This window comes from Micromonospora sp. 4G55 (assembly GCF_016803375.1).
This window is the reverse complement of record NZ_JAEVHN010000427.1, coordinates 1-5427: the sequence shown is the minus strand read 5'-3', so window position 1 is coordinate 5427 and position 5427 is coordinate 1. Positions and strand designations below refer to the sequence as shown.

General features: G+C 75.3%; 2 protein-coding genes and 4 pseudogenes. 4 read left to right on the top strand and 2 right to left on the bottom strand.

Annotated features, from left to right (window positions below; genetic code table 11):
• Nucleotides 1-331: 331 nt before the first annotated feature.
• From mca to JNW89_RS26425, 3 genes and pseudogenes are all read left to right on the top strand, one after another.
• Nucleotides 332-1191: pseudogene (gene mca / locus JNW89_RS26435) on the top strand (mycothiol conjugate amidase Mca).
• 51 nt (nucleotides 1192-1242) lie between these two features.
• Entirely contained in the window at nucleotides 1243-1518 is a 276-nt protein-coding gene (locus JNW89_RS26430) for a hypothetical protein (protein ID WP_375155143.1), read from the top strand.
• 180 nt (nucleotides 1519-1698) lie between these two features.
• Nucleotides 1699-2087 (top strand): annotated as a pseudogene (locus JNW89_RS26425) (GGDEF-domain containing protein); the annotation flags it as partial.
• Here JNW89_RS26425 and JNW89_RS26420 read toward each other — a convergent pair.
• Nucleotides 2076-4422, bottom strand: a pseudogene (locus tag JNW89_RS26420) (adenylate/guanylate cyclase domain-containing protein); the annotation flags it as partial. The pseudogenes JNW89_RS26425 and JNW89_RS26420 sit on opposite strands and share 12 nt — an antisense overlap.
• A 153-nt stretch (nucleotides 4423-4575) precedes the next feature.
• The gene (locus JNW89_RS26415; protein WP_154941724.1) at nucleotides 4576-4797 is read right to left on the bottom strand and encodes a zinc ribbon domain-containing protein; all 222 of its coding nucleotides are present in this window, start codon (nucleotides 4795-4797) and stop codon (nucleotides 4576-4578) included.
• 241 nt (nucleotides 4798-5038) lie between these two features.
• Here JNW89_RS26415 and JNW89_RS26410 point away from each other — a divergent pair.
• Nucleotides 5039-5427 (top strand): annotated as a pseudogene (locus tag JNW89_RS26410) (hypothetical protein); the annotation flags it as partial.

Below are 5427 nucleotides of genomic sequence, written 5' to 3'. Positions count from 1 at the left end.
TCGGCGACCGGGTGGAGCTGCGCACCGGCGTGGCCGTCGACACCGTCCGGGTCCGCCCCCGGCCAGCGGCCCGCGGTCGGCACCGCCGGGCACCTGGTCGAGGCCGACCTGGTGAGCATCGGCAAGAATGGGAGAGTTCCACGCTCCCAGCCCGTCCTGCCGTCAAGGATGACAGGTCGGCGCCGGCAGGGTCCGGCACGGGGGAGGATTCCGCGGCGCCGGCAGGGTCCGGCACGGGGGGAGGATTCCGGCAGGTCAGCCGGGCGGCCCGGGATGGGCCGTCGGCCGGCACAGACGAGGAGCGCCCACAGTGGCAGAGCAACTGCGTCTCATGGCGGTGCACGCGCACCCCGACGACGAGTCGAGCAAGGGCGCCGCGACCATGGCGAAATACGTCGCGGAGGGTGTCGACGTCCTGGTCGTGACGTGCACCGGCGGCGAGCGCGGCAGCGTGCTCAACCCGAAGATGGACCGGCCCGACGTCTGGGCCAACATCGGCGAGATCCGCCGCGCCGAGATGGACGCCGCCCGGGCGATCCTCGGCGTCGAGCAGGCCTGGCTCGGCTTCGTCGACTCGGGGCTGCCCGAGGGCGACCCGCTGCCGCCGCTGCCCGGGGGCTGCTTCGCCCTGGAGGACGTCGAGGTCGCCGCGGGTCCGCTGGTGCGCCTGATGCGCGAGTTCCGTCCGCACGTCGTCACCACGTACGACGAGGAGGGCGGCTACCCGCACCCCGACCACATCATGACCCACAAGGTGAGCGTGGCCGCCTTCGAGGCGGCGGCGACCCGGAGCGGTACCCGGAGCTCGGCGAGCCCTGGCAGCCGCTGAAGCTCTACTACGACATCGGCTTCTCCAAGGGCAAGATCATGGCGCTGCACGAGGGCATGCTCGCCGCCGGCCTGGCCTCCCCCTACGAGGAGTGGCTCAAGCGCTGGGACGACCGCCCCGACAAGGGCCCGCGGATCACCACCCGGGTGGAGTGCGCCGACTACTTCCCGGTCCGCGACGACGCGCTGCGCGCCCACGCCACCCAGATCGACCCGGACGGCTTCTGGTTCCACGTGCCGATGGAGCTGCAGCGGCACGCCTGGCCCACGGAGGACTTCCAGCTGGTCCGCTCGCTGGTCGACAGCCCGCTGCCCGAGTCGGACCTCTTCGCCGGGGTGCGCGAGACGGCCCATGCCCGCTGACCGGGTGGGGAGCTACGCTGAAACCCCACCGCACATCGGAGAAACACCATGCTGACCGCCGCTGCCCAGGTGCTCGCGGAGAACAACTTCGGTGACACCCGCACGGGTGGTCTGGCCGGGCCGATGGGCCTCTTCCTCATCCTGCTCCTGGCCGCCGCCACCATCCTGCTGATCCGCAACATGAACGCCCGGCTGCGCCGGCTGCCCGACCGGTTCCCCACCCAGGGGCAGGCCGACACGTCGGCCACCGATCCGGCGGGCGGGACCTCGACGGACGAATCACGCACCGACACCCCCAACGGCCACCAGCAGCACCGAAACGGCTAGTCGGAGCGTGATTCACGCCGATCCGGGTCGTCAGCCCCTGTTGCGACCACCCGGATTGGCTTAGCCTTCCGCCGGGGGGACCGAAAAGTCCCTGAGCCGTGCGCGGGAGGGGGCGCCATGACCGTCGCAGCAGCGTCCGTCCCGGGCATCCCCCCGTGTGCCGGCGGACGGAGCGGGCCGGTGACGTCCGGCCGGGCCGGCGACCAGGTCGACCGGCCCGATCCGGGCGGCACGCCGCCACGGGTGCTCCTGCTGATCACCGCCGTCACGCTGACCGCCTTCACGGCGGTCCTGATCGGCCTGACCGTCCCCGTCGCGCTGCCGCCGGACGACTCTCTCCCCGCCGCCGCACGGTTCGGCATCGCCCTCGCCGCGTTCGCGGTCGCCCAACTGGCCCGGCTGAGGTTCCGCACCGCCACCGGCATGGTCAGCATCACCTGGGGCGAGGCCGCGCTGATCGTCTGCCTCTACCTCGTACCGGCCGGTGGCTGCCGGCCGCGGCGCTGCTCGGCACCGGGCTGGCCTGGACGGGGATGTCCCTGGCCGTCGACCGCCGGCCCCCGCTCGACCGGCCGCGCCGCCTCCACCGGGCGGCCGCGCCGAGCAGCTCCGCGGCCTCGTTCAGCGCGCCCCGCCGCCACAGCAGCTCGGCCAGGTTGTAGACGGCGAAGAGCGCGTCGCCGGTCACCTGCTGCTCGTGTGCCCAGTCGATCACCTCGCGGCAGACCCGCTCCGCCTCGGCGAACTGCCCCATGTCGATCAGCGGTGCGGCCCGCCCGGCCAGCACCCGGGCGAGCAGCCCGGCGTCACCGGCCTGCCGGGCCGCCGCCTCCGCCCGCTGCGAGTAGCGCAGCTCCTCGGCGAACTCGCCGTCCGCACCGGCGTGCAGCGAGTGCAGGTGGTACGCCGCCGCCAGCTCCGCCTCCGGGATCACCTCGCCGGTCTCGGCGATCCGCCCGTAGAGCCGGAACAGCCAGAGCCGCGCCTCCCGGGACAGCCCCCGCTCCCGCCACCACTGGTCCAGCCCGCCGGCCAGTCGCAACCCGGCCCGGGCGCTGCCCCCGGTGGCGCACCAGCGCAGGGCGGCCCGCAGCTCACTGGCCAGCGGGTCGAGCGCGTACAGCGAGAGGGTCACCGGCTGGCGTCCGGGCCCAGGTGGGCGCGCTCCAGCGCGTGCGCCGACCAGGCGACGTGCCGGTCCCGCGCGGCCTGCTCCTCGCCGGCCTCCACCAGCCGGCGGGCCGCGTACGCCCGGATCGGGTCGAGCATCCGGTAGGTGCTGCCCGACGCGTGCGGCTCGGCCAGCAGCATCGACTTGTCCACCAGCACCGACAGCGGGTCGAGCGGGTCGTCGTCGAGCAGCCACTCCACGGTGGACAGCTCCACCGGGCCGGCGAAGACCGCCAGCCAGCGCAGCAGCCGCGACGCGCGCGGCCCCAACGTCCGGTACGACCAGGTGACCGTCGCCTGCATGGTGAGGTGCCGCTCGGTGGCGGAACGCTGCACCGCCCGATGCGCGGCCGACGGGGGCACCGCCCCGGCCGCCGCGGCGACCAGGTCCACGGTGTCCTGCTGGTTGCCCGTCCAGCCCCGGTCCGCCGGCGGCTCCGGCACCACCCGCCCGGCGTCGAGGGTGCCGAGCACGTCGTCGAGGCGGGCGGCGAGCTGCCCGGCGGAGAGCACCCGGAGCCGGGCGGCGGCCAGCTCGATCGCCAACGGCAGGCCGTCCAGCCGCCGCACCACCCGACGCAGGTCACCGGCCTCCGCCCAGTCCGGCGGCCGGCCGCCCCGCGCCGCCGCCGTCCGGTCCAGCAGCAGCGCCACCGCGTCGCTCTCGGTACGCCCCGGCTGCGGGTCCACCGAGAGCGGCGGGATGCGCCAGACCACCTCGCCGGGCAGGCCGAAGGACTCCCGGCTGGTGGCCAGCACCCGCACCCCGCTCCCGCCGGCGAGCAGCCGGGAGATCACCTCGGCGCAGGCCGCCGGCTGGGCGTCGCAGGTGTCCAGCACCACCAGCATCTGCCGGGCGGCGGCATACTCGACCAGGGTGTCCAGCATCGGGCGGCCCGGCTCGGGGCGCAGCCCGAGCACCGCGGCGACCGCGAACGCCACCAGCCCCGGGTCGGTGACGGTGGCGATGTCGACGAACCACACACCGTCCGGGTACGCCTCGACCATCCCGCCGGCCAGCTCGACGGCCATCCGGGTCTTGCCGGCGCCGCCGGCCCCGAGCACGGTGACCAGCCGATGCCGGCGTACCAGCAGGTCGAGCTCCGCGCGCTCGGTCTCCCGGCCGATGAAGGAGGTGACCTGGGTGGGCAGGTTGTGCGGCACCGCGTCGGCGGTGCGCGGCCGGGGGAACTGCCGCTCCAGGCCGGGCGCGACGAGCTGAAAGAGCCGCTCCCGGTCGTCGAAGCCGCGCAGCCGGTGCAGGCCGAGGTCGAGCAGGGACGCGCCGGACGGCAGCGGTTCGGCGTGCCGGGCGGTCGCCGCCGAGCAGAGCACCTGCCCGCCGTGGGCGGCGGCGGCCACCCGGGCGGCCCGGTGCACCTCAGGGCTGGCGTACTCGCCGTCGCGGGGCTCCGCGTAGCCGGTGTGCAGCCCCATCCGCACCTTGGGGGTGGCCTCCGGGGTGGGCCAGTCGTGGGTGGACAGCGCGCGTTGGGCGGTCAGGCAGGCGGTCAGCGCCGCCGCCGCGTCGGGAAAGGCGAGGAAGAACGAGTCGCCCTCGGTCAGCAGCTCCGCGCCGTCGGTGCCGGCGAGGGTGTCCCGGAGCAGCCGGCGATGCTCCCACAGCACGGGGCGGTAGCCCGACCCGAGCAGCTGGGCCAGCCGGGTCGAACCCTCGATGTCGGTGAACACGAAGGTCACCCACCCGCTCGGGAGGTGGATCCGTGGCGACATGCGTGGAACCTCCGCCCCTGACGTCGGCTTCATGCTGCCCTATGGTCGGGCCGTCACGCATCGTGAGAACGGCCGGGCGGCGTCCGCCCCAAGGTGCCATTGCCGCCGGTCAGCGGCAAGGTCTGCGCCGCCGAACGGGCCGGTCGTGGCCGCTCAGCAGCAGCCGCCACCGCCGCAGCAGCCACCGGCCGGCGCGGGCGGAGCGCCGCCCACCGGTCCACCACCGCCCCGGCCGGTCACCGCGACGGTGGAGAGCAGCTTGACCGTGTCGGCGTGTCCCTGTGGGCAGGACGCCGGATCACCGGCCCGGGCCATCGGGCGGTTGACCTCGAAGGTGTCGCCGCAGGCGCGGCAGCGGAACTCGTACCGGGGCATGCTCCCAGCGTACGGCCGGGCCTGACGGTCGCACCCGGATGGGTGATACTCGACGGGTGGCGAGCGGCGAGGAACCATTGACGGTGCGGCCCCTGCGACCGGCGACGCCGCCCGACGGGCCGCTCGGCAGCTCCGGCGCCGCACCGACCCGACCCCGGTCCCCCGTCCCCGCCGCCCCTTCCTCGACCCGTCGCCGGCCGAACCGTCACCCGCGACCGCTGCCGGCAGCGCACCGACCACCGTGGAGCCGACCGACGGTAGGGCGGCGCAGGCCGGGCCGGGGACGCACGGCACGGCGAAGGCGGACGCCGGGACAACCGACGCGACGGAAGCCGGCCGGGAGAATGTCGACGCGAGCAAGGCCGACGCGGAGAAAGCCGGCGCGGAGAAGGCCGGCGACACGAGCAAGGCCAGCGCGGGCAAGACCGACGCGGAGACCGGCGACGGCAGCAGAGCCGGCGCGGAGGCCGGCGCGAGGCCCGGAGACGGACTCGAGAAGGAATCGGCGAAAGCCGACGCGAAGGTCGGCGACCAACCGGGGCGCCGGCGCCGGATGCCGTTCGCGCACGCCGTGCGGCTCCCCCGCCCCGGCAGGCGGTCGTCGGCGCGGCCCGGGCCACCCGGGCCTGG

Excerpts from the sequence above, each read along its gene's own strand:
- JNW89_RS26415 (WP_154941724.1), bottom strand. The coding sequence starts at position 4,797 with ATGCCCCGGTACGAGTTCCGCTGCCGCGCCTGCGGCGACACCTTCGAG.